The organism is Streptomyces sp. NPDC088124 (assembly GCF_040685895.1).
Classification (GTDB): domain Bacteria; phylum Actinomycetota; class Actinomycetes; order Streptomycetales; family Streptomycetaceae; genus Streptomyces.
Genome location: NZ_JBFBJB010000005.1, coordinates 12,883 through 38,831 on the forward strand (window position 1 = coordinate 12,883; position 25,949 = coordinate 38,831).

At 72.0% G+C, this 25,949-nt stretch carries 25 protein-coding genes; 11 read left to right on the forward strand and 14 right to left on the reverse strand.

The window, feature by feature from the left end; all coding sequences use genetic code 11:
- Positions 1 to 98: 98 nt before the first annotated feature.
- Together AB0P17_RS05200 and AB0P17_RS05205 are read right to left on the reverse strand one after the other, a co-directional pair.
- Complete coding sequence (locus AB0P17_RS05200) at positions 99 to 905, reverse strand: ATP-binding cassette domain-containing protein (RefSeq protein ID WP_365807725.1); 807 nt, start codon at positions 903 to 905, stop codon at positions 99 to 101.
- On the reverse strand, positions 902 to 1,876 hold the full coding sequence (locus AB0P17_RS05205; RefSeq protein WP_365807727.1) for an ABC transporter permease: 975 nt from the start codon (positions 1,874 to 1,876) through the stop codon (positions 902 to 904). Before AB0P17_RS05205 ends, AB0P17_RS05200 begins: the two co-directional genes overlap by 4 nt.
- Between AB0P17_RS05205 and AB0P17_RS05210 the strand changes: the two genes are divergently transcribed.
- Positions 1,877 to 2,317, forward strand: a complete 441-nt coding sequence (locus AB0P17_RS05210; RefSeq protein WP_365807728.1) for an ROK family protein — start codon at positions 1,877 to 1,879, stop codon at positions 2,315 to 2,317.
- 203 nt (positions 2,318 to 2,520) lie between these two features.
- Here AB0P17_RS05210 and AB0P17_RS05215 read toward each other — a convergent pair whose 3' ends face one another.
- The 3 genes from AB0P17_RS05215 to AB0P17_RS05225 form a co-directional block, all read right to left on the reverse strand.
- The gene (locus AB0P17_RS05215) at positions 2,521 to 4,230 is read right to left on the reverse strand and encodes a phospho-sugar mutase (RefSeq protein WP_365807730.1); all 1,710 of its coding nucleotides are present in this window, start codon (positions 4,228 to 4,230) and stop codon (positions 2,521 to 2,523) included.
- A 130-nt stretch (positions 4,231 to 4,360) separates the two neighbouring features.
- Positions 4,361 to 5,191, reverse strand: a complete 831-nt coding sequence (locus tag AB0P17_RS05220; RefSeq protein ID WP_365807732.1) for a purine-nucleoside phosphorylase — start codon at positions 5,189 to 5,191, stop codon at positions 4,361 to 4,363.
- Positions 5,192 to 5,436: 245 nt separating this feature from the next.
- Positions 5,437 to 5,874, reverse strand: coding sequence for a gamma-glutamylcyclotransferase (locus AB0P17_RS05225; RefSeq protein ID WP_329828899.1), 438 nt, complete (start codon positions 5,872 to 5,874; stop codon positions 5,437 to 5,439).
- Between the two features lie 293 nt (positions 5,875 to 6,167).
- Here AB0P17_RS05225 and AB0P17_RS05230 point away from each other — a divergent pair, with 293 nt between their 5' ends.
- Both AB0P17_RS05230 and AB0P17_RS05235 read left to right on the forward strand, forming a co-directional pair.
- A complete protein-coding gene (locus AB0P17_RS05230) occupies positions 6,168 to 7,628 on the forward strand; it encodes an NAD(P)H-quinone dehydrogenase (protein WP_365807734.1) in 1,461 nt (486 codons plus the stop codon).
- 204 nt (positions 7,629 to 7,832) lie between these two features.
- Positions 7,833 to 8,885 carry a DeoR/GlpR family DNA-binding transcription regulator gene (locus AB0P17_RS05235; protein ID WP_365807736.1) on the forward strand — a complete coding sequence of 351 codons (1,053 nt, stop codon included), beginning with the start codon at positions 7,833 to 7,835 and terminating at the stop codon, positions 8,883 to 8,885.
- A 160-nt stretch (positions 8,886 to 9,045) separates the two neighbouring features.
- Here AB0P17_RS05235 and AB0P17_RS05240 read toward each other — a convergent pair whose 3' ends face one another.
- Both AB0P17_RS05240 and AB0P17_RS05245 read right to left on the reverse strand, forming a co-directional pair.
- Positions 9,046 to 9,666, reverse strand: a complete 621-nt coding sequence (locus AB0P17_RS05240) for a TetR family transcriptional regulator (RefSeq protein ID WP_365807737.1) — start codon at positions 9,664 to 9,666, stop codon at positions 9,046 to 9,048.
- Positions 9,667 to 9,834: 168 nt separating this feature from the next.
- Positions 9,835 to 11,589 (reverse strand): biotin carboxylase N-terminal domain-containing protein, encoded by a 1,755-nt coding sequence (locus AB0P17_RS05245; protein WP_365807739.1) that lies wholly within the window; start codon positions 11,587 to 11,589, stop codon positions 9,835 to 9,837.
- 372 nt (positions 11,590 to 11,961) lie between these two features.
- On the opposite strand from AB0P17_RS05245, the gene AB0P17_RS05250 reads away from it, so the two are divergent.
- Complete coding sequence (locus AB0P17_RS05250; RefSeq protein ID WP_365808093.1) at positions 11,962 to 12,375, forward strand: hypothetical protein; 414 nt, start codon at positions 11,962 to 11,964, stop codon at positions 12,373 to 12,375.
- Here the strand turns inward: AB0P17_RS05250 and AB0P17_RS05255 are convergent.
- From AB0P17_RS05255 to AB0P17_RS05270, 4 genes are all read right to left on the reverse strand, one after another.
- A complete protein-coding gene (locus AB0P17_RS05255) occupies positions 12,356 to 12,970 on the reverse strand; it encodes a nucleoside triphosphate pyrophosphatase (RefSeq protein WP_365807741.1) in 615 nt (204 codons plus the stop codon). The genes AB0P17_RS05250 and AB0P17_RS05255 overlap by 20 nt on opposite strands.
- Positions 12,971 to 13,110: 140 nt before the next feature.
- On the reverse strand, positions 13,111 to 13,239 hold the full coding sequence (locus tag AB0P17_RS05260) for a hypothetical protein (RefSeq protein WP_365807743.1): 129 nt from the start codon (positions 13,237 to 13,239) through the stop codon (positions 13,111 to 13,113).
- Between the two features lie 104 nt (positions 13,240 to 13,343).
- On the reverse strand, positions 13,344 to 13,559 hold the full coding sequence (locus tag AB0P17_RS05265) for an acyl-CoA carboxylase epsilon subunit (RefSeq protein ID WP_365807745.1): 216 nt from the start codon (positions 13,557 to 13,559) through the stop codon (positions 13,344 to 13,346).
- Positions 13,560 to 13,590: 31 nt separating this feature from the next.
- On the reverse strand, positions 13,591 to 15,129 hold the full coding sequence (locus AB0P17_RS05270) for an acyl-CoA carboxylase subunit beta (RefSeq protein WP_365808095.1): 1,539 nt from the start codon (positions 15,127 to 15,129) through the stop codon (positions 13,591 to 13,593).
- 307 nt (positions 15,130 to 15,436) lie between these two features.
- Here AB0P17_RS05270 and AB0P17_RS05275 point away from each other — a divergent pair, with 307 nt between their 5' ends.
- The 4 genes from AB0P17_RS05275 (at position 15,437) to AB0P17_RS05290 (ending at position 19,880) form a co-directional block, all read left to right on the forward strand.
- Positions 15,437 to 16,309, forward strand: a complete 873-nt coding sequence (locus AB0P17_RS05275; protein ID WP_365807747.1) for a biotin--[acetyl-CoA-carboxylase] ligase — start codon at positions 15,437 to 15,439, stop codon at positions 16,307 to 16,309.
- Between the two features lie 271 nt (positions 16,310 to 16,580).
- Positions 16,581 to 17,729 (forward strand): adenylate/guanylate cyclase domain-containing protein, encoded by a 1,149-nt coding sequence (locus tag AB0P17_RS05280; RefSeq protein ID WP_365807748.1) that lies wholly within the window; start codon positions 16,581 to 16,583, stop codon positions 17,727 to 17,729.
- An 83-nt stretch (positions 17,730 to 17,812) separates the two neighbouring features.
- Positions 17,813 to 18,622 (forward strand): enoyl-CoA hydratase-related protein, encoded by an 810-nt coding sequence (locus AB0P17_RS05285; protein WP_365807750.1) that lies wholly within the window; start codon positions 17,813 to 17,815, stop codon positions 18,620 to 18,622.
- A gap of 91 nt (positions 18,623 to 18,713) precedes the next feature.
- Entirely contained in the window at positions 18,714 to 19,880 is a 1,167-nt protein-coding gene (locus AB0P17_RS05290; RefSeq protein WP_365807752.1) for a sensor domain-containing diguanylate cyclase, read from the forward strand.
- A 68-nt stretch (positions 19,881 to 19,948) separates the two neighbouring features.
- On the opposite strand, the gene AB0P17_RS05295 is transcribed toward AB0P17_RS05290, so the two are convergent.
- Both AB0P17_RS05295 and AB0P17_RS05300 read right to left on the reverse strand, forming a co-directional pair.
- Positions 19,949 to 21,127, reverse strand: coding sequence for a serine hydrolase domain-containing protein (locus AB0P17_RS05295; protein ID WP_365807754.1), 1,179 nt, complete (start codon positions 21,125 to 21,127; stop codon positions 19,949 to 19,951).
- Positions 21,128 to 21,192: 65 nt separating this feature from the next.
- Positions 21,193 to 22,581, reverse strand: a complete 1,389-nt coding sequence (locus AB0P17_RS05300; RefSeq protein WP_365807756.1) for a transcriptional regulator — start codon at positions 22,579 to 22,581, stop codon at positions 21,193 to 21,195.
- A 249-nt stretch (positions 22,582 to 22,830) separates the two neighbouring features.
- Here AB0P17_RS05300 and AB0P17_RS05305 point away from each other — a divergent pair, with 249 nt between their 5' ends.
- From AB0P17_RS05305 to AB0P17_RS05315, 3 genes are all read left to right on the forward strand, one after another.
- Positions 22,831 to 22,998 (forward strand): hypothetical protein, encoded by a 168-nt coding sequence (locus tag AB0P17_RS05305; protein WP_365807758.1) that lies wholly within the window; start codon positions 22,831 to 22,833, stop codon positions 22,996 to 22,998.
- 78 nt (positions 22,999 to 23,076) lie between these two features.
- On the forward strand, positions 23,077 to 24,273 hold the full coding sequence (locus tag AB0P17_RS05310) for a cupin domain-containing protein (protein WP_365807760.1): 1,197 nt from the start codon (positions 23,077 to 23,079) through the stop codon (positions 24,271 to 24,273).
- Positions 24,207 to 25,064, forward strand: a complete 858-nt coding sequence (locus AB0P17_RS05315; RefSeq protein ID WP_365807761.1) for an aldo/keto reductase — start codon at positions 24,207 to 24,209, stop codon at positions 25,062 to 25,064. Before AB0P17_RS05310 ends, AB0P17_RS05315 begins: the two co-directional genes overlap by 67 nt.
- On the opposite strand, the gene AB0P17_RS05320 is transcribed toward AB0P17_RS05315, so the two are convergent.
- Positions 25,052 to 25,909 (reverse strand): hypothetical protein, encoded by an 858-nt coding sequence (locus AB0P17_RS05320; protein ID WP_365807762.1) that lies wholly within the window; start codon positions 25,907 to 25,909, stop codon positions 25,052 to 25,054. The genes AB0P17_RS05315 and AB0P17_RS05320 overlap by 13 nt on opposite strands.
- Positions 25,910 to 25,949: the final 40 nt, after the last annotated feature.

The window sequence follows — 25,949 nt, forward strand, 5'->3', positions numbered from 1 at the left end:
CCGGGAGCGTGGTCAGGGAGACCGGATCCGGGAGCGTGGTCCGGGAGACCGGGCCCGCGTTCCCGGTGGAGGTGGTGGGAGCGTACGGGACGGTGGTACTACGCGGTCCTGGCGCCGGTGATCAGCGCCACGATCTCCTCGCCGGTGGTGTCCGGCGCCCGGCGCCCGCCGACGCAGCGGCCGGCCCGCATCACCCACACCTGGTCGCTGAGCCGCATGACCTGGGCGAAGTTGTGGCTGATGAGGAGCACGGCGTGGCCGTCGTCACGGAGTTTGAGGATCAGCTCCTCCACCCGCTCGGTCTCCTGGACGCCGAGCGCGGCGGTGGGTTCGTCCATGATGACCAGCTGTGAGCTGAAGCCGGACGCCCGGCAGATCGCCACGGCCTGCCGCTGCCCGCCGGAGAGCCGGCGCACCCGCGACTTCACCGCCGGGACGTTGACCGCCAGGGTGGAGACCATCTCCTGGGCGCGCGCCTGCATGGCCTTGCGGTCCAGCAGGGCGATGGGGCCCAGGCGGCGGACGAGCTCCCGGTTGAGGAAGAGGTTCTGCCAGACCGTGAGGTCCTCCACCAGGGCGAGATTCTGGTGGACGGTCTCGATGCCCGCCTCGCGGGCGTCCTCGGGGGAGTGGAAGTCGCCGGGGCGGCCGTTGAAGGTGATCCGGCCGCTGTCGGGGCGGTGGATGCCGGAGAAGCAGCGCACCAGGGTGGACTTCCCGGCCCCGTTGTCACCGACCAGGGCGGTGATCTCGCCCTGGCGCAGGGTCAGCGAGACGTCGGCCAGGGCGCGCACGCTGCCGAAGGAGAGCGAGACGCCCTCGCATTCCAGCAGCGTCTCGCCGACGGCGGTGACATCGGCGATTCCGGTGGCGGCGGGCTTGGCGGTGCTCGGGTCGGTGGTCATCGCTGGAACCTCGTCAGGAGAGCGGCCAGCACCACGACGATGCCGACGGACAACGGCTGGTAGAACTGCGAGACGCCCAGCAGGGTGAGCCCGTTGACCAGCGCGGTCAGCAGCAGCGCGCCGATGATCGGGCCGATCACCGTGGCGCGCCCGCCGAAGAGGCTGACCCCGCCGAGCACCACCGCGGCGACCGAGTTGAGCAGGAAGGAGGTGTTGGCGGCCGGTTCGGCGGCACCGACCCTGGCGACGAGCAGAATGGCGCCCACCCCGGCCAGCAGGCCCGAAGCCGCGTATACCGCGGTCTTGATCCGTGAGGTGGAGATGCCCATCGCGGTGGCCGACTCGGGGGCCCCGCCGGTGGCCAGTACATGGGTGCCGGTACGGGTGTGGAAGAGCATCACATGGGCGATGACCGCGATGCCCGCGGCGATCAGGAAGGTCCAGCCGAGGATCCCGATCCCGCCGGTGGACAGCCGCAGCAGCGCCGGATCGATGATCGTGACGGGTTTGCCGTCGGAGATGATCAGCGCGAGCCCGGAGGCGGCGGACAGGGTTCCGAGGGTGACGATGAAGTCGGCGATCTTGCCCCTGGCGACGATCAGCCCGTTGATCACACCGACCACGGTCGATGCGACTACGGCGACCAGGCAGGAGAGGCCGAGACCCCAGCCCGCGGCGTACGCCTTGCCGAAGGCGACCGCGCCCAGCGTCATGGTGGAGGCGATCGACAGGTCGATGCCCGCGGTGGCGATGACGAAGGTCTGCCCTACCGCGAGAATGATCAGGATCGCCGCGGCCACCAGCATGGACTGGACGTTGCCGCTGCTCAGAAAGGTCGGATTCGCGGCCTGGAAGACCACGACGAGAACGACGAGCCCTACCAGGGCTGCCCAGTCGGCCCAGAAGCCGACATCGCGCAGGCGTGCCGACCAGGCCCCGCGGCCGGGCGCCGCCAGCGTTGCGTTTGCCATGTGAATCCTCCTGGCCCGGACAGGTCCCGGGCATTCCGGGGCCCGCCTGGCCGGTGTTCCATTACGTGGGGCCTGATCGCCGGCGGCCGCGTGCACCGGGGCGCCGACGGGGCGGCCGGCGACGTCGGCCATATCCAGGTGACCGTCGAGGGTGTCGCGGACCCGCCGCTGTGCCGCTGCGGCAACACCGGCTGCGTGGAGGCGTACACGGGCGGCTGGGCCCTGGTCAGGGACCTCAGGGCGGCCGGCCGACAGGTGGCCACCGTCAATGACGCCGTACAGCTCATACGGTCCGGTGACCTCACCGCCGTACGCCTGGCCCGGCGCGCGGCTCGGATCCTCGGCGGCGCCATCGCCGACACGGTGAACCTCTTCAACCCCGGGGTCATCGCCATCGGCGGCCAGCTGGCCCACACCGACGAACAGCTCCGGCATCCGTGAGGTCGTCTACCGCCGCTCGCTGCCCCTGGCCACCCGCAACCTGCAGATCGTCCGCAGCAGCCTGGACCCGCACGCGGGGATCCTCGGGCTCACCCATCTGCTGGTCGACGGGATCTACACCCCGGAACGGGTGCACGCCTTCATCGAGCGGGCCACCGTCTGAGCACCGCCCGGTCGGCCGCGGAGCCGTGGCGCCCGCGCCGTCAGATGCCCGCCGCCTCCGCCAGCCCCCGCTTCAGCGCCGCCAGCAGTTCCGCCGCCGTCGTACGGGCCATCGGCAGCGCCGGTGCGTCGGCGACCGGGATCACCGCCTCCAGGTAGCACTTGAGCTTGGGCTCCGTGCCGCTCGGGCGGACGATGACGCGCGCCCGGTACGCGCCGTCCAGGTGGTAGCGCAGCCCGTCCGTCGGCGGGAGCGTGTCCGTGCCGGCCGACAGGTCCTCGGTGCTGGTGACGCGCAGGCCCGCCAGCTCGGTCGGCGGGTGCTCGCGCAGCCGGCGCATGGCGTCGGCGATCAGCGACAGGTCCCGGACGCGGACGGAGAGCTGGTCCGTGGCGTGCAGGCCGTGGGCGACGGCCAGGTCGTCCAGCAGGTCCGTGAGGGTACGGCCCGACTCCTTCAGCTCCGAGGCCAGTTCGGCCACCAGCAGCGCCGCCGTGATGCCGTCCTTGTCCCGTACGCCGTCGGGGTCGACGCAGTAGCCGAGCGCCTCCTCGTACCCGTACCGCAGCCCCTCGGCGCGCGCGATCCACTTGAAGCCGGTCAGCGTCTCCTCGTACCCCAGCCCCGCCGCCGCGGCGATCCGGCCGAGGAGGGAGGACGAGACGATCGACGCGGCGAACGTGCCCGTCGCGCCCTTCGCGACGAGGTGCGCGGCGAGCAGCGCGCCGACCTCGTCGCCGCGCAGCATCCGCCACCCCGCCCCGGCCGTCGCGTCGGGGACGGCCACGGCGCAGCGGTCCGCGTCCGGGTCGTTGGCGATGATCAGGTCGGGCCGGACCCGGCGCGCGGTCGCGAAGGCCAGGTCCATCGCTCCCGGCTCCTCCGGGTTCGGGAACGCGACCGTCGGGAAGGCCGGATCGGGCTCGGCCTGCTCCGGTACGGGGACGGGCGCGGGGAAGCCGGCGCGGGCGAACGCCGCGAGGAGCGTCTCCGTACCGACGCCGTGCAGCGCCGTGTGGACGACGCGCGCGGTGCGCGGGGAACCGGGCGTGAGGGCCGCGTCCGTACGGGCCAGATACGCGGCCAGGATCTCGTCGCCGAGGACGTCCCACCCGGAGTCCGGGCGGGCCACCGTGTCCAGCGCGCCGACCGCGGCGATCCGGGCGGCGATCTCCGTGTCGGCGGGCGGCACGATCTGCGAGCCACCCGAGTCGCCGCCGAGGTAGACCTTGTAGCCGTTGTCCCTGGGCGGGTTGTGGCTCGCGGTGACCTCCACACCGGCGACGGCGCCGAGGTGCCGTACGGCGAAGGCCAGCACCGGCGTGGGCAGCGGCCGGGGCAGCAGGGCGGCGCGCAGCCCCGCGCCGGTCATCACGGCCACGGTGTCCCGGGCGAAGTCGGCGGACTTGTAGCGGGCGTCGTACCCGACGACGACCAGGCCGTCCCCGTCGCCCCGTGCCGTCAGATACGCGGCGAGGCCGGCCGCGGCGCGGATGACCACGGCGCGGTTCATCCGCATCGGCCCGGCGCCCAGTTCGCCGCGGAGCCCGGCCGTACCGAACTGGAGCGTCCCGGCGAACCGTTCCGCCAGGGCGTCGACATCCCCGGCGTCAGCGCCCTTGATGAGTTCGCCCAGTTCCGCCCGGGTCTCGCCGTCGGGGTCCTCACCCTGCCAGGTCTTGGCGCGGGCGAGGAGGTCCTGGTGCGCGGGGTCCTGCCGCGCGGGGTCCTGAGGCGCGTTCTGGTGCATGGGCCAGCTCCTGCGTGGTGGTGGCGAGTGGCGAGTGGCGACGGCGGTGGAGGCGGAGGTGGGGCGTGGGAGGCGGGAACGCCGGGGTGGGGAGGCGGAGCCGGGACTCCGGGCGGGCCGGGGCGGGCGGTCAGACGCGGTCCAGCACCTGCGCCAGCAGCGCGCCCATCTGGGTGGCCGAGTCGCGGCCCGCCTGGAGGACCTCCTCGTGGTTGAGGGGAGCGCCCGAGATGCCCGCCGCCAGGTTGGTGACCAGGGAGATGCCGAGGACCTCGGCGCCCGCCTCGCGGGCCGCGATGGCCTCCAGGACGGTGGACATGCCGACGAGGTCGCCGCCCATCGCGCGGACCATGTTGATCTCGGCGGGGGTCTCGTAGTGGGGGCCGGTGAACTGGACGTACACCCCCTCCTCCAGCTCCGGGTCGATCTCCTTGCACAGCGCGCGCAGCCGCGGCGAGTACAGGTCCGTCAGGTCCACGAAGTTCGCGCCGACGATCGGGGAGACGGCCGTCAGATTGATGTGGTCGCTGATCAGCACGGGCTGGCCGGGGCGCATGCCCTCGCGCAGACCGCCGCAGCCGTTGGTCAGGACGACCGTCTTGCAGCCCGCGGCGACGGCCGTACGGACACCGTGCGCGACGGACGCGACGCCGCGGCCCTCGTAGTAGTGCGTACGGCCGAGGAAGACCAGGGCGCGCTTCTCGGCGATCCGGTACGAGCGGATCCGGCCGCCGTGGCCCGCGACGGCCGGCGGCGGGAAGCCGGGCAGCTCGGTCACGGGGAACTCCGCCTCGGGCGCGCCGAGCGCTTCGACGGCCGGTGCCCAGCCGGAACCCATCACCAGCGCGACGTCATGGGTCTCGGCGCCGGTCAGCTCGCGCAGCCGGGCGGCGGCGGCGTCGGCGGTGGCAAGAGGGTCGGCGGGTCCTTCGGCGTTGGCCGGGATAACAGATGCGTTCACGCGGATGAGGGTAGCCGGTCATGCCCTACGCGCGTAGATGTATTGAGCACGGTCTCCATATCGTTGTGTTGTCGTTTCCGGCGAAAGGAGACGAAAGGGCCCGGCGAAGGGGGATTCGGGGCTCTTTCAGGGCAGGTGCGGGGGTGAGATCGGCCGGATCTGCCCCGTAGATCTGTCCCGGGGGGCAGCCCCGCCGCGCCCTCCGGGTCCCGGGTCCCCGCGGGTCTGCCCCGCGGAGCGGACCGTCAGCACGGGCGCTTGCGCAGCTCCATCACGTAGTCGTGCGGGGCCCCCGCCGACTCCGCCGCGTCGGCCAGCTCGCCCAGGTAGCGCGCCGAGGGCAGCCCGCCCTCGTACCCGTTCAGGACGTACAGCCAGGTCGGCTCCTCGCCGTCCAGGGTGTGCACCCGTACGCGCATCCGCCGGTAGATGTCGAGCCCCACACCCTCCCAGCGGTCCATCGAGTCCTCGTCCATCGGCGCCAGGTCGTACAGCGCGACGAAGACCTGGGAGCGGGGTGCCTCCACGATCGTGGCGAGCGCGCCCTCCCAGCCCATCTGCTCTCCGCCGAAGGTGAGCCGCCAGCCGTTGAGCCAGCCGGTGCCGCGCAACGGGGAGTGCGGGGCGCGGCGGGTCATCAGCCGCGCGTCGAGGTTGCCGGCGTACGCGGCGTAGAGCGACATGGGATTGAGGGTACGGGAGGTGGGGGCGTGGCGACCGGTGCACCGGTCCGAGCGGGGAGAGGAAGGGGAGAGGTAAGGGGAGAGGAAGGGGTAGGGGTAGGGGTAGAGAGAGGGGAGGAGCGTGTGGGGGAGCGGGCCGTTCCGCGGGGGCGGTGCCCGGATGGAGGGACCCGGGGCGAAGCTACTTGAAGCGTGCGGGACAATGGAGTACGTACTGCATCCCCCGGGGCACCCCCGGAACCCCGGCCGGGGTGGCAGACGGGCCGGGTTGACAACGCGAGGCGGACTTTTTCGTGACCCGGATCGTGATCATCGGTGGCGGACCCGGCGGATACGAGGCGGCGCTGGTCGGCGCCCAGCTCGGCGCCGAGGTGACCGTCGTCGACTGCGACGGACTCGGCGGCGCGTCGGTGCTCACCGACTGCGTGCCGTCCAAGACCCTCATCGCGACCGCCGAGGTGATGACCACCTTCGACTCCTCCTACGAGGAGCTGGGCATCATCGTCGCCGACACGGAGTCCGACAGCGGCTCCGCCGCGGGCCCGTCCGAGCGGGCGGCCCGCGTCGTCGGCGTCGACCTCGGCAAGGTCAACCGACGGGTGAAGCGGCTCGCGCTCGCCCAGTCCCACGACATCACCGCCTCCGTCACCCGGGCCGGCGCCCGTGTCATGCGCGGCAGGGGCCGGCTGGCCGGCCGGCAGGCCGTGGACGGCTCGCGCCAGGTCGTCGTGACCGCGGCGGACGGCACGGAGGAGTCCCTCACCGCCGACGCCGTGCTGATCGCCACCGGCGCCCACCCGCGCGAGATCCCGGACGCGCAGCCGGACGGCGAGCGGATCCTCAACTGGACGCAGGTGTACGACCTCGACGAGCTGCCCGAGGAACTGATCGTGGTCGGCTCCGGCGTCACCGGCGCCGAGTTCGCCGGTGCCTACCAGGCGCTGGGCTCCCGGGTCACGCTCGTCTCGTCCCGTGACCGGGTGCTGCCCGGCGAGGACCCGGACGCCGCCGCCGTACTGGAGGACGTCTTCCGGCGCCGCGGCATGAACGTCATGTCGCGCTCCCGCGCCGAGGCCGCCAAGCGGGTCGGCGACCGCGTCGAGGTGACCCTCTCCGACGGCCGGGTCATCACCGGTTCGCACTGTCTGATGGCGGTCGGCGCCATCCCGAACACCGCGGGCATGGGTCTGGAGGAGGCCGGCGTCCTGGTCAAGGACTCGGGCCACATCAAGACCGACCGGGTCTCCCGCACCTCCGCGCCCGGCGTCTACGCGGCCGGTGACGTCACCGGGATCTTCGCGCTCGCGTCGGTCGCGGCCATGCAGGGCCGGATCGCGATGTACCACTTCCTGGGCGACGCGGTCGCGCCGCTCAACCTCAAGACCGTCTCCTCGAACGTCTTCACCGACCCGGAGATCGCCACCGTCGGCTACAGCCAGGCGGACATAGACGGCGGCAGGATCGACGCGCGCGTCGTCAAGCTGCCGCTGCTGCGCAACCCCCGCGCGAAGATGCAGGGCATCCGGGACGGCTTCGTCAAGATATTCGCCCGTCCCGGCACGGGGATCGTGGTGGGCGGCGTGGTCGTCGCGCCGCGCGCGAGTGAGCTGATCCACCCCATCGCGCTCGCCGTCGACAACAACCTGACCGTCGAGCAGATCGCGAACGCGTTCACGGTCTACCCGTCGCTGTCGGGATCGATCGCCGAGGTGGCGCGGCAGCTGCACACCCGGAAGTCGGCCGAGGAGAGCTGAGCCGGTCCGGCTGATCCGATCCCCCACGGCCCGGGCGGGCCCGTGGGGGCCCCGCGCTGCCCGTAAGCCCTTTCTACGGGCTTCGAAGCGTGCCCGAGCGGGCATGAAGCCTCTATACCATCAGGCGCGTTCGTTCGTGCACAACTTCTGTTATTCGGCGCAAACTGCTGAAAGCAGACGGTCATTGGGGTTACTGTCAGTTTCGTGTTCGCTGCAGAACGTCGCCAATTGATCCTCGAAATGGTGCGCGCCAACGGGGCCGTGTCGCTCCGTGAGCTCGCCCGCGTCGTCCAGACCTCCGAAGTGACCGTACGGCGGGACGTGCGGGCGCTGGAGGCCGAAGGACTCCTCGACCGCCGGCATGGCGGTGCGGTACTGCCGGGTGGATTCACGCGAGAATCCGGCTTTCCGCAAAAGTCCCATCTCGCAACGGCGGAGAAGACCGCCATCGCCGACCTCGCCGCGAGCTTCGTCGAAGAAGGCGAGGCCATCGTCGTCGGTGCCGGTACGACCACGCAGGAGCTGGCCCGCCGGCTCGCGCGGATCCCCGGTCTGACCGTCGTCACCAACTCACTGCTGGTCGCGCAGGCCCTCGCGCACGCCAACCGCGTCGAAGTCGTCATGACCGGCGGCACGCTGCGCGGTTCGAACTACGCGCTGGTCGGCAGCGGGGCCGAGCAGTCCCTCCAGGGGCTGCGGGTCACCCGCGCGTTCCTCTCCGGGAGCGGGCTGACCGCCGAGCGCGGGCTCTCCACGTCCAACATGCTCTCGTCGAGCGTCGACCGCGCGCTGGTGCAGGCCGCGGCGGAGGTCGTGGTGCTCGCCGACCACACGAAGCTGGGCACCGACACGATGTTCCAGACGGTGCCCACCGACCTCATCAGCCGGCTGGTGACCGACGAGCCGCCCGCGGGCGCCGACCGTGCGGGGGCGGAGCTCCAGGCACTGGCCGACCAGGGCGTACGGGTCTCGGTGGCCGGTACGGCGACGGCGACCGGCGCGGGAGCCGGTGGCGCGGACGGGGCCGGTGGCGGTGGCGTGGGCGGCGAGGTGCTGCCGCCGGGCGGCCGGACCCGCCGTGATGTCCCCCTGCCGGGGCAGCGCCGTACGCATGTCGCGGGGCCGGGGCCAGGGGCGGGCCCCGGCGGTCCCGGCGGACCCGGCGGTCCCGGGGGGCAACTCCGGGGCACGGGGAGTCCGTTGGGCGCGCAGGAGACGGGGGAGAGGGCGCGGGTGGCGGATCTGCGGCGCCGGTAGCGCCGCCGGCGCCCACGCCTGACCTCCGGCAACGCGTATGTGCGGGGGCGTACGGGGGGTATGGGGGGTACGGGGCGTGCTGGCGCGCCCCCTACGGCCCCTCCACGGCCATGTGTTGTCCCCCCACGGCCTCTCCACGGCCCCAACGGGCCGGTTCCGGCTACGACGTGCAGCCGCCCTGCGGAGCCGAAGCCGAAGTCGGAGCCCTCAGGCCCGTCAACGTCAGCATCAGCAGCCGGTCCGCCAGTCTCGGGTCGTCCGGGGACTGCTCCGCCGCCAGCGCGATCGCGTTCGTGAGCTGCAGCAGGTCCCGGATGGAGACGTCCGACCGTACGTCCCCCGCCTCCTGAGCCCGTGCCAGCAGGCGCGCACCCGCCTCGCGCATCGGGCCGCTGCACTCCGACAGCGCCGAACTCTCGTCGTTGGACGCCGACATGAGCGCCCGCGAGAGCCCCTGATACTCACCCGCATGAGTGATGACGGCGCGCAGCCATTCCGTCAGCGCGCGGCACGGACTCGCCGACTCCGCGAGGTCGCGGGAGCGCTGGAGCAGGTCGGCAAGCGCTTCCTGGAAGACCGCGTTCAGCAGTGCGTGCCGATTGGGGAAGTGCCGGTACAGCGTGCCGATCCCCACGCCCGCGCGCCGCGCGATGTCCTCCAGGGAGGTGTCCGTACCATGCTCCGCGAAGCTGGTGCGGGCCTCGCCGAGCAGCCGCTCGTAGTTGCGGCGCGCGTCGGCGCGCATGGGCCGTGGCGGCGCCTGGGCCGTACTCCTCGCCATCGCGCGGACCTCCTGTCTCCCACCGTCTCCCCGGTGAGTCTACGGCGGAGGCCCCGCCCGGATCCCGGATCCGGTGGTGGACCGGGATCGCGGATCGGGCAGGGCCTCCGAGGGCGCCGAGGGTGTCGAGCGGGGGCGCGGGGGCGGGTGCGCCGCGCGGGGGTGGCGTCAGTCCTTGATCTCGCAGATGACCGCGCCGGAGGTGAGCGAGGCGCCGACCTGGGCCGCGAGGCCCTTGACGGTGCCCGAGCGGTGGGCGTTCAGGGGCTGTTCCATCTTCATGGCCTCCAGGACGACGACCAGATCGCCCTCCTTGACCTCCTGGCCCTCCTCGACGGCCACCTTGACGATGGTGCCCTGCATGGGGGAGGCGAGCGTGTCGCCGGACGCCGCCGACGCGGACTTCTTCGCCGCGCGCCGCTTGGGCTTGGCGCCCGCGGCCAGCCCCGTACGGGCCAGGGACATGCCCAGGCTGACCGGCAGCGAGACTTCGAGGCGCTTGCCGCCGACCTCGACCACCACGGTCTCGCGGCCCGGCTCGTCGTCGGTCTCCGGGCCGGCCGGGGAGGCGAAGGGCGGGATGTCGTTGACGAACTCGGTCTCGATCCAGCGGGTGTGGACCCTGAACGGGTCCGCGGTGAACGCCGGGTCGGTGACGACCTTGCGGTGGAAGGTCAGCGCCGTGGCCATGCCCTCGACGGTGAACTCGTCCAGGGCGCGCGCCGCGCGCTGGAGCGCCTGCTCACGGGTGGCGCCGGTGACGATCAGCTTGGCGAGCAGGGAGTCCCAGGCCGGGCCGATCACGGAGCCGGACTCGACGCCCGCGTCCAGCCGGACGCCGGGGCCCGACGGCGCCGCGAAGGTGGTGACCGTACCGGGGGCGGGCAGGAAGCCGCGGCCCGGGTCCTCGCCGTTGATCCGGAACTCGAAGGAGTGACCGCGCACCGGCGGGTCGTCGTAGCCCAGCTCCTCGCCGTCCGCGATGCGGAACATCTCGCGTACGAGGTCGAGTCCGGTGACCTCCTCGGTCACCGGGTGCTCCACCTGGAGCCGGGTGTTGACCTCCAGGAAGGAGATCGTGCCGTCGGTGCCGACCAGGAACTCGACGGTCCCGGCGCCGACGTATCCGGCCTCCTTGAGGATCGCCTTGGACGCCGCGTACAGCTCGGCGTTCTGCTCGGGGGTCAGGAACGGCGCGGGCGCCTCCTCCACCAGCTTCTGGTGGCGGCGCTGGAGCGAGCAGTCACGGGTCGACACGACGACCACGTTGCCGTGCGAGTCGGCCAGGCACTGCGTCTCGACGTGCCGCGGCTTGTCGAGGTAGCGCTCGACGAAGCACTCGCCGCGGCCGAAGGCGGCGACGGCCTCGCGGACCGCGGAGTCGTACAGCTCCGGGACCTCTTCGAGCGTACGGGCGACCTTGAGGCCACGCCCGCCGCCGCCGAAGGCCGCCTTGATGGCGATGGGGAGCCCGTGCTGCTCGGCGAAGGCGACGACCTCGGCGGAGCCGGCGACCGGGTCCGGGGTGCCGGCCACCAAGGGGGCGCCCGCGCGCTGCGCGATGTGCCGGGCGGCGACCTTGTCGCCCAGGTCGCGGATGGCCTGCGGGGGCGGGCCGATCCAGGTCAGCCCCGCGTCCAGGACCGCCTGGGCGAACTCGGCGTTCTCGGACAGGAAGCCGTAGCCGGGGTGGATCGCGTCCGCGCCCGAGTCCTTCGCCGCCTGGAGCACCTTGGCCATGTCGAGATAGCTGGCCGCCGGGGTGTCACCGCCCAGGGCGAACGCCTCGTCCGCGGCACGGACGTGCAGCGCGTCCCGGTCCGGGTCGGCGTAGACGGCTACGCTCGCGATTCCGGCATCCCGGCAGGCACGGGCAACGCGGACAGCGATTTCGCCACGGTTGGCGATGAGCACCTTGCGCACGATGGCTCCCTCCTTGAAACAAGCTGAGTTTAGGGACTGCCGACACGCGCCGCCGAACTGTCCGCGCTGGTGGCCCGCACCGCACGGAGCGTGTTCCGATCCTCGCCCACGGGGCGAAATCCCTTGTGGCACCACGGTACGCCGCGATCCTCCGTCGCACAGTAGCGCTCGGATGTGGTCCAGCTCTCTGTCGGACTGACCCTCGGCCGATCGCGATTCTTTGTGGAGTCCCTACGAATGGCGGAATGATTCTTTGCTTCCGCTCGGGCCCTTGTCCCCGGGTTTACCGGTCAGTACCGTGCGCGATGGCGAACGTACTGCTGGTAACAGGCGAAAACAGGGGAAGAGGGTGGGGCCGTGGCCCGGGGACCGATGGCCTGGCTGGCCGCGATCGTGCTCGTGGCGGAGGCGGTCGGTGTCGTCTTCGTCAACGGTGTGCTGGCCATGGTGGTCGACAACCAGCAGATGTCCCTGGCCGGCGTCGACTCCGCCGCGATGTTCGCCGGGACCTGGGTGACCGGCGGTGTCTTCGGCCTCTATCTGGTGGTGTGTGCGGGGATCCTGGCGCGTACGGCGGTACGGGACCGCGCCCCCGGCCGCTTCGGGCGGATCGTGCTGATCACGTGCGCGGTGGTGCACGGCGTGCTGGGCGCGCTGACGGTCGGTCTGGTGGGGTGGACGGCCTTCGCGGTCATGATGGCGATCATGGGGCTGGTGGTGCTGGCGCTGGTGGCGTACGAGAGCGAGCCCCGGAGGAGGGCGGCGCTCAGGCCCACAGGTCGGTGATCGTCACGCCCTGCTCCAGCAGCAGCGTCCGCAGCAGCGGCAGCGACAGGCCGACGACATTGCCGTGGCTGCCCTCGATCGAGTCGACGAAGGGGGCCGAGCGGCCGTCGAGCGTGAACGCCCCGGCGACGTGCAGGGGTTCACCGGAGGCGACGTACGCGGCGATCTCGGCGTCGCTCGGGGTGCCGAAGTGGACCGTCGTCGACGCGGTCTCGCCGGCCCGGCGGCCGGTCGCGGTGTCGATCACGCAGTGGCCGGTCCTGAGGATCCCCGTACGGCCGCGCATCGACTTCCAGCGGGAGGTGGCCTCCTCCGCGTCGGCGGGCTTGCCGAGCGCCTCGCCGTCGAGTTCGAGTACGGAGTCGCAGCCGACGACCAGTGCCCCGGCGACCTCGGGGAGCGCGGCCACGGTGGTCGCCTTGGCCTCGGCGAGGACGAGCGCCAGCTCGGCGGGGGTCGGGGCGGAGAGCGCGTCCTCGTCGACGCCGCTGACGATCACCTCGGGCGCGAGTCCGGCCTGCCGGAGCAGGCCGAGCCGGGCGGGGGAGGCGGAGGCGAGGACGAGCCGGCGTCGCTGAACGGTCATGCCGGTCATGGTACGGAGCGCACCGGGGCGGGCGTCGGCCGGTCCGCCCCGGTCCCGGATACGGGCCGGTCGCGGTGCCGGTCGGCGGAGGCCGGTCGCGGTGCCGGCCGGTCAGTGCGGGCCGGTCGCGGTGCCGGTGCCGCAGCCGGTCAGTGCAGGCCGAGTACGAGCATCGCCAGCACCATCGCCAGGGCGAGCAGGACCCCCGCCCGGCGCATCATGGACTGCGTCTCGCGCAGTTCCTCGGGCGGCCTGTTCTCGGGATCGGACCACAACATGAACTCGATACTCCGTCCGCCGGGCGCCCGGCGCCTGAGTACGTGTACTCAGGCGCCCCCTCACTTCACCCCGGCTCCACCCGGGCCCGCCCCGCTCACCCGGCTCAGCCCGGCCAGTACGTCCTGGCCCACGCCCGCGGGCCGGGCCGCAGCACCCGGCCGCGGGCGATACGGGTCGGGGCGGACCACTCGGCGGGCGGCTCGGCCGCGCCCGGCGCCGCGGTCGGAGGGGCCGCCAGCGCCGCGGCGCGGGCCTGGACCACCGCGAGCGCGGCGGCCAGCTCCTCGCGGGTCGGGTTGCCCCGTACGACTTTGATCATCGTCACTCTCCCTTCCGGTCGAAGACACGCACTAGAGCGGGATGTTGCCGTGCTTCTTCGGCGGCAGGCTCGCGCGCTTCGTACGGAGCTGGCGCAGCCCCTTCACGACGTGCGCCCGGGTGTCCGACGGCATGATCACCGCGTCGACGTAGCCGCGTTCGGCCGCGACGTACGGGTTGAGCAGGGCGTCCTCGTACTCCTGGATGAGTTCGGCGCGCCGCGTCTCCTGCTCCGTGTCGTCGCCCGCGGCGGCGATCGTGCGGCGGTGCAGGATGTTCACCGCGCCCTGCGCGCCCATCACGGCGATCTGCGCCGTCGGCCAGGCGAGGTTGAGGTCGGCGCCCAGGTGCTTGGAGCCCATCACGTCGTACGCGCCGCCGAACGCCTTGCGGGTGATCACGGTGATCAGCGGGACCGTGGCCTCGGCGTACGCGTAGATCAGTTTGGCGCCGCGCCGGATGATGCCGCCGTACTCCTGGTCGACGCCCGGCAGGAAGCCGGGGACGTCCACGAACGTCAGCACCGGCACGTTGAACGCGTCGCACGTCCGGACGAACCGCGCCGCCTTCTCCGAGGCGTTGATGTCCAGGCACCCCGCGAACTGCAGGGGCTGATTGGCGACGATCCCGACCGGGAAGCCCTCGACCCGGCCGAAGCCCGTGATGATGTTGGGCGCGAAGAGCGCCTGCGTCTCCAGGAACTCGCCGTCGTCCAGCACCCGTTCGATCGCGGTGTGCATGTCGTACGGCTGGTTCGCGGAGTCCGGGATCAGCGTGTCCAGGTCGCGGTCCTCGTCCGTCGTCGTCAGCTCGGCCTCCTCGGGGAAGGCGGGCGGCTCGGAGAGGTTGTTCGACGGGAGATACGAGAGCAGGGACTTGACGTAATCGATGGCGTCCTTCTCGTCACCCGCCATGTGGTGCGCGACGCCGGAGGTCGTGTTGTGCGTACGGGCGCCGCCCAGTTCCTCGAAGCCGACGTCCTCGCCCGTCACCGTCCTGATGACGTCGGGCCCCGTGATGAACATGTGCGACGTCCGGTCCACCATCACCGTGAAGTCGGTGATCGCGGGGGAGTAGACCGCGCCGCCCGCGCACGGGCCGACGATCAGACTGATCTGCGGCACGACACCCGAGGCGTGCACGTTGCGCCGGAAGATCTCGGCGAACAGGCCGAGCGCCACCACGCCTTCCTGGATGCGGGCGCCGCCGCCGTCGTTGATGCCGATGACCGGGCAGCCGGTCTTCATCGCGAAGTCCATGACCTTCACGATCTTCTCGCCGTACACCTCGCCGAGCGAGCCGCCGAAGATGGTGAAGTCCTGCGAGTAGACGCAGACGGGACGGCCGTCGACCGTGCCGTAGCCGGTGACGACACCGTCCCCGTACGGGCGGTTCGCCTCGATGCCGAAGCTGGTCGAGCGGTGCCTGGCGAACTCGTCCAGTTCGACGAAGGACCCCTCGTCCAGGAGGAGGCCGACCCGCTCGCGCGCGGTCAGTTTCCCCTTGGCGTGCTGCTTCTCCACGGCGCGTGCGGAGCCGGCGTGCGTGGCTTCGTCGATACGGCGGCGCAGATCCGCGAGCTTGCCCGCCGTGGTGTGCGCGCTGCTTCCCGCGCTCGTTCCTGCGGTGTTTCCTGCGTTGCTTCCTGCGGTGGTTCCCTGGGCGATTTCCGTTTCGGACATCGGGATGCGGCTCCCTGCGGGTCACGGGTGTGAATCGGGGTGCGGGGCGGGTGGAGGGGTGGACGATGCGGCGGATACGGAGGATGCGGGACGTGTGGGGTGTACAGGTGGGACGGAGCGGGCGCTACTGATCCGTAGCGTATCGGCGCGGATACCGTTCGGCAGTGCGGCGTTTGCCACACCTAGGGTGGCTTGCATGACGGAGCCCCATAACCCTCCCGGCGGTCACCCCGCCGGCCGCTGGACCGACCTCGAACGCCCCCCGCTCGGCCCGCGCGCGCTGCGCCGGGGGCTGATCCTGCCGGGCGGGCTGTGGACCTCGCTCGACGTGGTCGAGACGACCGGGTCCACCAACACCGATCTGGCCGCGCGGGCCGCGGCCGGCGCGGCGGAGGGCGCGGTGCTCGTCGCCGAGGAGCAGACCGCCGGGCGCGGCCGGCTCGACCGGCGCTGGTCGGCGCCCGCGCGCTCGGGGATCTTCTTCTCCGTCCTCCTCAGGCCGGGACCCGGGGTCCCGGCCGAGCGGCTCGGCTGGCTGCCGCTGCTGACCGGGGTGGCGGTCGCGACGGGGCTGGCGAGGGCGGCGGGCGTGGACATCTCCCTCAAATGGCCGAACGACCTGCTGGTGACGGTGGACGGCGAGGAGCGCAAGGCGGGCGGCATCCTCGCGGAGCGCGCCGGCGCCGACGCGGTCGTGGTGGGCGTCGGCCTCAACGTCTCGCTGCGCGCCGGCGAACTCCCCGTACCGACGGCGGGATCGCTGGCCCTGGCGAACGCGGTCTCCCTGGACCGGGAGACGCTTCTGCGCGCCGTACTGCGCTCCCTGGAGCAGTGGTACGGGCAGTGGCGGGAGGCCGGCGGCGACCCGGCCGCCTCCCGGCTCCAGGAGACGTACGCGGCGGGCTGCGCCACGCTGGGACGGCGGGTCAGGGCGGAGCTGCCCGGCGGCCGCGAGCTGGTGGGCGAGGCGGTGGCGGTGGACGGTGACGGCCGGCTCGTGGTCGGGACGGACGACGGCGGACGGCATCCGGTCGGCGCGGGCGACATCGTGCACGTACGCGGGGCGTAGCGCGCGCACGTCATCGTTCCCGTACGCGGGGCGTAGGGCGTGCACGTACGCGGGGCATAGTCCAGGGGCACCGCGGGTGATTCCCCGGCCGGGTCGTGGCACGGGGGCGGTCGGTGGCGGTACGGCGTGCTCCGCACGCGCCCGCCCGTACCTCAGGACGGACCGTCTCATACCACCCGGGGACGTGAGACAGCGCACATCTGCCGTATCGTTGAGGCGGTCCACGACAGATCGGCAGGGCAGTGCGCAGGGAACGGGCAGGAGGCGGCTGGTGACCGTCGATGATTCGGCTTCCGGCGCGGAGACTCCGCCGCCGGGCCCCTCGGGCCACCCGACCCCGCACCATGTCGTCGATCACACGGCGGAGCCGACCGACGACCCCCTCGCGATCCGTCTCGAACAGCTCATCCTCGGTGCGGAGCGCCGCTACACGCCCTTCCAGGCGGCCCGCACGGCCGGCGTCTCGATGGATCTCGCCTCCCGCTTCTGGCGCGCCATGGGCTTCGCCGACATCGGCCAGGCCAAGGCACTCACCGAGGCGGACGTGCTGGCGCTGCGACGGCTCTCCGGTCTCGTCGAGGCGGGGCTGCTGAGCGAGCCGATGGCCATCCAGGTCGCCCGGTCGACGGGGCAGACCACCGCCCGGTTGGCGGAGTGGCAGATCGATTCCTTCCTGGAGGGGCTGACGGAGCCGCCGGAGCCGGGGATGACCCGCACCGAGGTCACGTACCCCCTGATCGAGCTGCTCCTGCCGGAGCTGGAGGAGTTCCTCGTCTACGTGTGGCGGCGGCAGCTCGCCGCGGCGACCGGGCGCGTGGTGCAGGCCGCGGACGACGACGAGATGGTCGACCGGCGGCTCGCCGTGGGCTTCGCGGACCTCGTCGGATTCACCCGGCTGACCCGGCGGCTGGAGGAGGAGGAGCTGGGCGAGCTGGTCGAGGCGTTCGAGACGACCTCCGCCGACCTCGTCGCCGCGCACGGCGGCCGGCTGATCAAGACCCTCGGCGACGAGGTGCTGTACGCGGCGGACGACGCCGGTACGGCCGCGGAGATCGCGCTGCGGCTCATAGAGACCATGACGCACGACGAGACGATGCCGGCGCTGCGGGTCGGCATCGCGTTCGGCACGGTCACCACGCGGATGGGCGATGTCTTCGGCACGACGGTGAACCTCGCGAGCCGGCTGACCTCCATAGCGCCCAAGGACACCGTCCTGGTGGACGGCGCGTTCGCGGAGGAGCTGATCCGTACGGGAGACGCCCCGGCCTCGGAGACGCAGGCGGCGGAGGCCGCGGCGCGGGCCGAGAAGGAGGGCGAGGTGCCGCCCGCCTACCGCTTCGGGCTCCAGCCGATGTGGCAGCGGCCGGTGCGCGGTCTGGGTGTGGTGGAGCCCTGGCACCTGGGACGGCGCGCCACCTAGGATCACCCCTGGTGAACCGTCGTTAACGGAATTCCCGTCAGTGGGGACTCCGTCGACCGCCGACCGACTGGGAGGAAGCCGTCGTGGCCGGGAGCGAGCAGAGGTTCGGGGAGTCCGTCGCCGTACGGCGGCACGGCGCGGGCGGCCATGTCGCCGAGCTGGTGCTCGACCGGCCGAAGGCCATGAACGCCGTCTCCGTCGAGCTGGCCCGCTCGCTGGCCGCCGCCTGTGCGGAGCTGGAGGCCGACCGGAGCGTACGGGTCACGGTGCTGACCTCCACGCACCCGCGCGCCTTCTGTGTCGGCGCGGACCTGAAGGAGCGGAACGCGCTGAGCGACGCCGAGCTGCTGGCGACGCGGCCCCTCGCGCGCGCCGCGTACACCGGCGTGCTGGAGCTGCCGATGCCGGTCGTGGCCGCGGTGCACGGCTACGCGCTGGGCGGCGGGTTCGAGCTGGCCCTCGCCTGTGACCTCATCGTCGCCGACCCGTCCGCGGTGGTCGGGCTGCCGGAGGTGTCGGTCGGGGTGATCCCCGGGGGCGGCGGTACGCAGCTGCTGCCCCGCCGGGTCGGGGCCGCGCGCGCCGCGGAGCTGATCTTCACGGCGCGGCGGGTGCCGGCGGCGGAGGCGGCGGGCATCGGGCTGGTGGACCTGCTGGTGGACGACGGGGCCGACCGGGACGAGGCGCTGGCGCTGGCGGACCGTATCGCCGCCAACTCGCCCGTCGGGGTGCGGGCCGCGAAGCGCGCGCTGCGGCTCGGGCACGGGCTCGACCTGCGGGCCGGCCTGGAGGTCGAGGACGCCGCCTGGCGGGAGGTCGCCTTCTCCGGGGACCGGGCGGAGGGCGTGGCGGCGTTCAACGAGAAGCGGGCGCCGCAGTGGCCCGGCGCCTGACGACGGCCGGACGGGACGGCCGGCCGGGCGCGGGGTGATACCCCGTCGCCGCAGGCGATGAAATCGCCCCAAAGCGCCCTAAGGTGGGGTGATGGGAGTGGATGGGCGTCTGCGCGCCATGGTGGCACTGTCCCAGGCGATGGCCGCGGCCCCGACGGCGCGGGAGTCCTGGCGGGCGGCGGCGCGGGGCGCCCGGACGGCGCTGGCGGGGAGCTTCGCGGCGCTGTCGGTGTGGGAGCGGGACCTGGGGCGGCTCAAGGTCCTGGTGAACGTGGGGGACCGGGTCGCGGGGGAGGAGGAGTTCCCCGAGGACGAGTCGTATCCCGTGCACCAGTTCCCCGAGATCGCGGAGTTCCTGCACGAGCGCTGGGCGGGCGGCGGCGGGCCCAACGCCTGGGTCGAGACCGCGGCGGGCTCCGCGGAGGTCCCGATCGGCGGCGGGACCCGGACCTCCGGGCCGCCCGGCTACTGCCACCAGCGCGTGGCGGCGCTGCGCCGGCGTGGCCGGGGGTGCTGTGTGGTGGCGCCGATCGTGCTGCACGGCCGGGCGTGGGGCGAGCTGTACGTGGCGCGGCCGCTGGGCGCGCCGGTGTTCGACGCCGACGACGCGGACTTCGCGACCGTCATCGCGTCCGTGGTGGCGGCGGGGCTCGCCCAGACGCAGCGGCTCGAAGAGGTACGGCGCCTCGCCTTCACCGACCCGCTGACGGGGCTGGCGAACCGGCGCGCGGTGGACGCGCGGCTCGACCAGGCGATCGCGGCGTACCGGGCGGACGGGGCCGTCGTCAGCCTCGTCGTCTGCGACCTCAACGGGCTGAAGCAGGTCAACGACACGCTCGGGCACGCGGTCGGCGACCGTCTGCTGGAACGGTTCGCCTCGCTCCTCTCCGTCTGCGGCGCGCGGCTGCCCGGCGCGCTGTCGGCGCGGCTCGGCGGGGACGAGTTCTGCCTGCTGGCGGTGGGCCCGACCGCCGACGAGGTGATCGCGGTCGCCGCCGAGCTGTGTGCGCGGGCGGCCGAGCTGGAGCTGGGCGAGGGGGTGGCGTGCGGGCTCGCCTCGACGGGCGACCCGATCGGCGAGGTGAGTTCGGCGCGCCGGCTCTTCCGGCTGGCGGACGCGGCGCAGTACCGGGCGAAGGCGGTACGGGCGGCGGGCCCGGTGGTGGCGGGGCGCGACGGCGCGGTGGTCCGCCTCGCGGACGCCCCGGCCCTCCCGGCCCGCGACCGCCGCCGCTTCCGCGACGCGCCGCCGCCGTAGGGGCGCGCAGGTAGCACGGGTGGTGGGAGTGGGTGGAGCGGGTGGATGAATTGGGGCTGCTTCGGCCCTCATAGCCTTCCCAGCGACTTGTTTACCGCATCGGTGAGGGCCGTCGCTCGCATATCGTCCGAGCCGCTGACGATGTGGTTCATGACGTAGCCGAAGGCAATGCCTCGTTCCAGGTCGGCGAAGCCGAGTGAGCCCCCACGGCCTGTGTGACCGAAGGCGCTCGGGCCGGTCATGGGGATGGTCGCGGTGGGCAGCATGAATCCGGTACTGAACCGGCTGGGCACCAGCATCACCTGGTCGTGGCCGCTGGCCTGTTCTTTGGTCGCTGAGGCCAGCGTCTTCGGGGTGAATAGGCGAACCCCGTCCACCTCGCCGATCAGCGCCGCGTACATGCGCGCCAACCCGCGTGCGGTGCCGATGCCGTTGGACGAGGGGAGTTCCGCGGCCTGGACTTTCGGGGAATCGAAGTCGACGTTCGCCGGGTCGGTGATGGCGTACGCCGTGTTGCTGAGAGAGTTCGGGTCGCGCCAGGCGGCGACGAGGTCACGCAGCTCCTCGGGGATCGACTCCTCGGGCAGGGTGGTGAGGTCGACGTCCGGCTTCCGGTACACCATGCGGCTGAGCCGGTTCCGTTCTCCGGCCGGCAGGCCGATGAAGAAGTCCAGCCCAAGCGGAGCGGCGATCTCCTCGGCGAAGAAGCGACCTGGCGAACGCCCGGACGCGCGGCGGATCACCTCGCCGACCAGCCAGCCCCAGGTCCGGCCGTGATACCCGTGCGCCGTTCCCGGAGTCCACTGCGGGCGCTGGGCGGCCAGGGCCGCCACCATGGGGTGCCAGGCCAGTGCCTCATCCAGCGGCACCGGCCGGTCAAGGGCGACCAGGCCGGCCTGGTGGGACAGCAGCCAGCGCACCGGGATCTCCGCCTTGCCGTTCGCGGCGAACTCCGGCCAGTAGGCGGACACTGGGGCGTCCAGGTCCAGCTCCCCGCGCTGGGCCAGCAGATGCGCCGCCGTGGCGGTAGCGCCCTTGGTCGCCGAGTAGACGAGCTGGAGCGTGTCCCGTTCCCACGGCCGGCCGGTGTCCGGGTCGGCGATTCCGGCCCACATGTCCACCACCGGCCGGCCGTCCTGGTAGACGCAGACCGCCGCGCCGATGTCCTCGCGCTGGGCGAAGTTCGCCGTGAACGCCTCTCTTACTGGTTCGAAACCTGCCGCGACCTCACCGTTGATCACCGTCATGCCGCCCATCCTGGCACCCCTGGACCGTCGTTCCGAGGGGCGAGCCTGCACCGAGGCCGCGACGATCAGGCCGCTACGGGCACCGCCTGGAGACGCTCGCGGAACTCCCGGACGGTCGGAACGGCCCTATGGGGTTCGAGCTGCGCGGAGAACTCCTTTAACCGGTCGAGTGCCCGCACGGAGCTGACCTTGTCTTCCAGAAGCGCGGCCCCGTAGTTCGCGGCGTCCAGTGCTCCCTCCAGGTCGCCACCGGCCAGCCGGGCCTCCGCCAGCCGACTGGAGCGAACCGCCTTGTCCCGGGGTGCCGCCTGCTCGACGGAGGTCTCCAGGGAACGCGTTGCCCGCTCCACCTGCCCCGCGCGGAGCAGCACCTTGCCCTCCGTCGACTTCACCTGTGCCTCGCCGAACCAGTCGAGCCAGTCCGGGGCGTCCCCCACCGTCTGGCGTTCCCAGAGGGAGGCGGCACGGTTGAGAGCTGTGCCGGCCCTCTGGTGATCACCGTCGCGTGACAGCGCCTCGGCCTTGTGCAGGTAGAGAAAGCACTGAGCGGATGGCGGCAGCGTACGGGGAGCGTTGTCGATGCCGGTGGAGATCAGGTCGACCCGCTCGGCAGTGCGTCCGGCTTCGGAGACGTGGACACCCATTTCGGCGAGGATGAAGGCCCCGAAGGCGTCGTCGCCGCCTGTACGGGCACTGCGCAGCGCCCCGACGTAGTACCGCTGGCCTGCGGACCGCAGCCCCGCGTCGTACGCCATCCAGCCAGTGAGATGCGATGTCCGGGCCGCCAGCGCGTACAGGCGGACACGGATGCTGTCCGTGTACCGGCCACCGCTGAGCAGGCCCGTGACCAGGGAGAGGTCACCTCGTGCCTGTTCCAGCAGCCGGGCGCCTCCCAGCTGATCGTCAAGAGTACGGAGGGTGCTGACGCGCTGCTCGATCGTCGAGACCATGACGTCGGTGACGCGGTCGCCGTTGATCGCCGAGGCGAACGCGGAGGACGCCTCGACCCAGCTCGCCGCGAGCCCCGTCAGGGTGGCGCCTGTGATGGTGAGAAAGCCTCGTCGGTCCAACCGTCCACTCCCCACAAGATCGGCCAGCGCCTCGACGGTGCCGGCCTCGGTCCAGGGTGCGGTGAGGCCCGTCACCTCCCAGACCGGAAGCCACCGGGGCCATCCCTCCGCCCGTGACCGTTCGTACGGCACGGACAGGAGGTCGCTGAGTACCCGCTGGGCGTCCGCGTCCGGCTCCTGCCCCTGCTCCCACTTCCAGACCGTCGTGCGGTTCGTCGCCAGGGGGATGCCGAGCAGCTTTCCGCGCACCTGCATGAGCCGGGCGAACTCGGCCTTTCCCCATCCGCGCGACTGGCGGACGAAGGTCAAGGGGTGGACAGCTAAGGACTCACCGTGCACGTCATCACTCCTGCCGAATCCCAACAGGGCGGACGTCGACTGCATTCCACCCCGGTGTACGAGGGTGGCGTCCCCTGGAGGAACCCCCCAGAAACGTTCCGCACCCGAGGCCGGAGCCGTTGACTGGACATCAGTCGTCCTCGGACCGCATGCGCACCTTCGCCCGACACACGATCGCGGAGAGGGTCCGAGCGTGGGAGGGCTCCCTGGACGAGGAATCCAGCACCAGCAGGAGTGCGGCCCCCTTCCTCCGTCGGAAACCCGGCGGAGGAACCCAAGAGGAAGGAGAACGAGATGGCAGAGAGCACGACGACGCCGTCGGCCCGGAGTGGTCTTCTGGTGGCGGTCGAGGAGCTGACGTCCGTCCACGACCGGTACGACAGCCTCCGGTCGGACAACGCCGGTAGCTCCGGTGACTCGCCGTGGCCCGGAGGCGACGGCAACCTGCACGACAGCGAGTAGCGGGAGGCGGCGGGGTCCGCCCGGTTCTCCGTACGGACCCCGCCGCTCCCTGGCAGCCGATCTCATGAGGAGGAAATGATGGAACACCGATTGATCAGCGCCATCGAGATGGCGCTCGGGTGGAGCGGTGCGGGGGAACTCGGCAAGGACTTCGGACGAGGAAGCCTCAACGACCCGGGCTTGATCTCCCGCGTACTCACCCCGAACCGCATGGTCGACATCGTCATGCGCCGGAGCCTGAACCGCCCGCAGTTCCGGGTCTTCCAGGAGAGCAAGGAGGTTCACCCGGCCGTCTACGTCACCGACAGCATCAGCCCTCGGGGCCAGAGCATCCCCATGGTGAACATGCACAGCCTCGGTCGGCTGCTGGGCGAGGGGGCCACGGTCATCCTTGACCAGGCCAACGTCTTCGACCCGACGATGGAGGTCGCCTGCCGGGCACTCCAGTGGTGGTCGCACGAGCGCGTCCAGGTCAACGCGTATCTGACGACGAACGAGGCATCGGGATTCCCGCTGCACTGGGACGACCACGACGTGGTGATCGTCCAGTTGGCCGGCGAGAAGGGCTGGGAGGTTCGCGGTACGTCCCGGGCCGTGCCCCTGTACCGGGACGCCGACCCCAACGACACTCCGAGCGAAGAGATCATCTGGTCGGGAGTGATGAAGGCCGGTGATGTGATGCACATCCCCCGTGGCCACTGGCACCAGGCGACCCGCGACAGCCACGGGCCGGGAAAGAGCCTCCATGTCACCTTCGGGATCACCAAGCGCACCGGAGCGAGTTGGCTGGCATCGCTGGGCGACTGGTGCCGAGAGCAGGAGATTTTCCGGCACGACCTGGACCGCCTTCCCGGAGCGGATTTCCGTTCCTTGACGAAGGCCGCTGGTGAGCTTATCGCCGAGCGAACCCCGGCCGACTTCCTGGCCGCGTATGAGCAGGTGATGCCGCTTCCCCGGCAGGTCCCCTTCCTGGACATCTTCGGATCGCTCGACGCCGTGGTGTGCACCACCCACTTCCTTCCGCGTATCGAGGAGAACGGCGAAACCGTCGATGTCCTGGCCTCGGGGAAGAAGCTGACCTTCACGGCCAAGGCACTGCCCTCGCTGCGGCTGCTGCTGAGCGGTAGGCCCGTCCCCCTGGACCGCGCGACCTCCGTGGTCGGAGCCGAGGTGGCGGAGGTCGCCGAGATTTTGGTGAAGGAGGAACTGTGCGCGGTGCTCACCCCCGAGTTGTCCTCGGGCTACACCGGTCTCGTCACGAACGCCGCCTCCTGACCGGCGCGCTGGATCTCGGCGTCACCTCGATCGACACGAGCACCAACTATCTTGGCTTCCGCTCGCACACGGTCCTGGCTCGGACGGTCGGCGACCTGCTGCCGAGGCTCACGGTCTCCACGAAAGTGGGCTACTTCCCTGGGCCGGAGCGCGCGGAGCACTCGCTGGAGCCGGTACGGCTGTACGAGGCCGTGGAGCAAGCCGCCCGGGACCTCGGGCGAGAGCCTGACCTGGTGTTCCTCCACAACCCCGAACACTCCCTCCGCGACACCGGTGGCCCTGGGCGGGAAGCACTCGCCCAGGGGTGCGCGGCCCTGGACGATGCCGCCTCGAAGGGGCTGTGCGGTGCCTGGGGCCTCTCCTCCTGGGACCCGTCTCCGCTGGTCGACCTGGTCGATCCGACCACACCGAGGCCGTCGGTCCTCATGACGAGAGCCGGTCTGCTGGTCGGCGTCAGAACGCTCGACGCCGTGGATGCCCTCATTGCGGCCTGGGGCCTGGCAAGTGGCAGCGTATGGGGCATGAGCCCCTTCGGGGGAAGCATGGCAGACCCGGTGTGGGACCGAGTCGATCCCCGGACGTTCCTCCGGAACGGTGACGGATTTTCCCGCACCCAGGCGGTCTTCCGGGCTGCCTACTGCCTCCCCCAAGTCGGCACCCTGGCCGTCGGTACGGACGACCCTGCCCATCTGGCCGAACTGCTCGACGCCCTCGCCGCCGAAGCCGACGGGCGGATGATCCACCAGTACCGCGCACTCCTCCGGGAACGGCCGAGCGGTCAGCCCGTCTGAAGCTCCGCGATGACCTGCCGCGCCAGGTGCCGGGCGGGTTTGATCCGGGGGTCCTCCGGGTGAGCGTCCGGCCCGAGGATCTTCGACGCCGCGAACAGCGTCATCAACTTGCCGTCCCGGCTCGCGAAGTCATACCGCCGCTCGCTCCGTACGCGGTCGGCGAGAGCCGGGACGGCCAGAGAGGCGGCCCACAGGGTGGCGGAGTCGAGGCCCCGGGGGGCGTTGCCCCAGTCCTCCCAGTCGAAGATGCAGAAGACGGGCGCGCTCATGTTGGCCCAGTTCAGGTCGGCGTGGGCCGGTACCCACCGCTCGACGATCGTGTCGATCTCCTCGGGGAACACACCGCGGATCGACTCGGTGACCAGGTCCTGGGTGATCGTGACGGTGTCCGGGGTCGCCACTCGGTGGGTGGTGTTCCGCGCGAGCGCGTCCAGGGAAGCTCCGAAGGCCCGCCACCACTCTTCGGACAGCGCGGGTTCCTCGCTCAACACGGCGACCCCGATCGGCTCGCCGGGGAGGAGCCTGGTCTCGTCGGCCCGCCACATCACCGGTGCGTCCGCGTCCCGCCAGACCACACACCCTTGCCACGTCGGCTGTGTGACCCCTTCCAGCCGGGCGGCGCTCTCCGTACCGTTCCACCCCTGGTCGGTGATCTTGTCGAGCGGGCGGCGCTCCACTCGTACCCAGGTCTCGCGCTCGGTCCGGGCGCCGACGGACCGGCGCTTGCGCACCACCGTGCCCGGATCCAAGCGTGTCCGAAGGGAGCGCTCGACGCGATCAAGTAGCTTGTCGACCGGCTCGACTCGGAGGTCGACAGCGCGAACAGTGGAGACCGAGTGCGTCATGCGGGGACCGTAGCAGCGCGCTGCGGTGCTACGGGGACTC

Bases quoted from the DNA above. Each gene is read 5' to 3' on its own strand.
- AB0P17_RS05200 (WP_365807725.1), bottom strand. From the start codon at position 905: ATGACCACCGACCCGAGCACCGCCAAGCCCGCCGCCACCGGAATCGCC.
- AB0P17_RS05205 (WP_365807727.1), bottom strand. From the start codon at position 1,876: ATGGCAAACGCAACGCTGGCGGCGCCCGGCCGCGGGGCCTGGTCGGCA.
- AB0P17_RS05215 (WP_365807730.1), bottom strand. From the start codon at position 4,230: ATGCACCAGAACGCGCCTCAGGACCCCGCGCGGCAGGACCCCGCGCAC.
- AB0P17_RS05225 (WP_329828899.1), bottom strand. From the start codon at position 5,874: ATGTCGCTCTACGCCGCGTACGCCGGCAACCTCGACGCGCGGCTGATG.
- AB0P17_RS05240 (WP_365807737.1), bottom strand. From the start codon at position 9,666: ATGGCGAGGAGTACGGCCCAGGCGCCGCCACGGCCCATGCGCGCCGAC.
- AB0P17_RS05250 (WP_365808093.1), top strand. From the start codon at position 11,962: ATGGCCTGGCTGGCCGCGATCGTGCTCGTGGCGGAGGCGGTCGGTGTC.
- AB0P17_RS05255 (WP_365807741.1), bottom strand. From the start codon at position 12,970: ATGACCGGCATGACCGTTCAGCGACGCCGGCTCGTCCTCGCCTCCGCC.
- AB0P17_RS05260 (WP_365807743.1), bottom strand. From the start codon at position 13,239: ATGTTGTGGTCCGATCCCGAGAACAGGCCGCCCGAGGAACTGCGCGAG.
- AB0P17_RS05265 (WP_365807745.1), bottom strand. From the start codon at position 13,559: ATGATCAAAGTCGTACGGGGCAACCCGACCCGCGAGGAGCTGGCCGCC.
- AB0P17_RS05275 (WP_365807747.1), top strand. From the start codon at position 15,437: ATGACGGAGCCCCATAACCCTCCCGGCGGTCACCCCGCCGGCCGCTGG.
- AB0P17_RS05290 (WP_365807752.1), top strand. From the start codon at position 18,714: ATGGGAGTGGATGGGCGTCTGCGCGCCATGGTGGCACTGTCCCAGGCG.
- AB0P17_RS05295 (WP_365807754.1), bottom strand. From the start codon at position 21,127: ATGACGGTGATCAACGGTGAGGTCGCGGCAGGTTTCGAACCAGTAAGA.
- AB0P17_RS05300 (WP_365807756.1), bottom strand. From the start codon at position 22,581: ATGCAGTCGACGTCCGCCCTGTTGGGATTCGGCAGGAGTGATGACGTG.
- AB0P17_RS05305 (WP_365807758.1), top strand. From the start codon at position 22,831: ATGGCAGAGAGCACGACGACGCCGTCGGCCCGGAGTGGTCTTCTGGTG.
- AB0P17_RS05310 (WP_365807760.1), top strand. From the start codon at position 23,077: ATGGAACACCGATTGATCAGCGCCATCGAGATGGCGCTCGGGTGGAGC.
- AB0P17_RS05320 (WP_365807762.1), bottom strand. From the start codon at position 25,909: ATGACGCACTCGGTCTCCACTGTTCGCGCTGTCGACCTCCGAGTCGAG.